The sequence below is a fragment of the Kitasatospora sp. NPDC091257 genome, from assembly GCF_044757675.1.
GTDB classification, from domain to species: domain Bacteria; phylum Actinomycetota; class Actinomycetes; order Streptomycetales; family Streptomycetaceae; genus Kitasatospora; species Kitasatospora lactacystinica.
In genome coordinates this window covers 1-1,053 of the sequence record NZ_JBIVVI010001890.1, presented here as the reverse complement: position 1 = coordinate 1,053, position 1,053 = coordinate 1, and the positions used below count along the sequence as shown (strand labels likewise).

Annotated in this window: 1 protein-coding gene and 1 pseudogene; both read left to right on the top strand. The window is 77.0% G+C overall.

All coding sequences use genetic code 11. The features are described from left to right. Positions 1-103 precede the first annotated feature (103 nt). The gene (locus ACIQOV_RS42705; RefSeq protein WP_401056683.1) at positions 104-778 is read left to right on the top strand and encodes a hypothetical protein; all 675 of its coding nucleotides are present in this window, start codon (positions 104-106) and stop codon (positions 776-778) included. A 7-nt stretch (positions 779-785) separates the two neighbouring features. Continuing rightward, a pseudogene (locus ACIQOV_RS42700) lies at positions 786-1,053 on the top strand (hypothetical protein); the annotation flags it as partial.

The following is a 1,053-nucleotide window of genomic DNA, read 5'->3' as shown; positions in this document are numbered from 1 at the left end:
CCCCTACGGCACCCAGCCCGACCATCCGACCGGCCACGGGGACGACGAGGACCGGCCCACCAGCCGCAGGACCCCGCTGCTGATCGGCTCGGCCCTGCTATTGGTGCTGGCGATCGGCGGCGGCCTGCTGTTCGCCCTCCAGGGCGGCGACAAGGACGACCGGGCCGCGCCCGCCCCGGCCTCCGCCCCGGCGACCGGCCCGGACAACCTGCCGCCCGCCCCCGCGCCCACGGGCACGGACGGCGCACCGAGCGCCGCCGCGAGCGCCTCCGGCTCGCCCACCGGCACGCCGTCCCCGACCGCGACCGGCCCCGGCCCGGCCGCCGGCACGCAGGCCCAGGCGCTGGACAGTCTGCTCAGCGAGGGCGAGAACGCCAAGGCCCCGATCGGCAGCGCCGTCGCCAAGGTGACCAGCTGCCCGCCGAAGGCCGACATCGAGAGCGCCGCGCAGGACTTCGACAACGGCGCGAGCCAGCGGGCCGCCCTGCTGGCCAAGCTCTCCCAACTGACCGTCACGGACGTGCCGGGCGGCGCGGACGCGGTGAACTCGCTGAAGTCCGCCTGGCAGCTGTCGGCCGACATCGACAAGGCGTACGCGAGCTGGGCGCGCGCCGTCGCCGCCCAGGGCTGCACCGGCAGGGCCCCGGCCACCCCTGACAAGAAGCGCGCGGACGAGCTCAACCCGAAGGCCACCCAGGCGAAGACGGACTTCATGACCAAGTGGAACGTGATCGCGAAGAACTACGGTCTGACTCCGCGCACCCAGGACAGGATCTGACCGACCAGTGACCGGTTCCGCCGCCCGACCGCCCCGCCGCTCCGCCCTGCTGCGCGCCACCACGGCCGCGGCCGTGGCCGTTCCGCTCTGCACGGCGGGCTGGTTCGGCTGGCGGGCCCTCGACCACTCCGGCCCGGCGGGCGCCGCGGCGGCCCCGGCCACGTCGTCCCCGGCCACGTCGCCCCCGGGCTCGGCCCCGGCCGCCGAACCCCCGGCTCCGACCACGGCTCCGACGGCCACGGACCAGCCGGCCACGGACCAGCCGGCCGCCACCG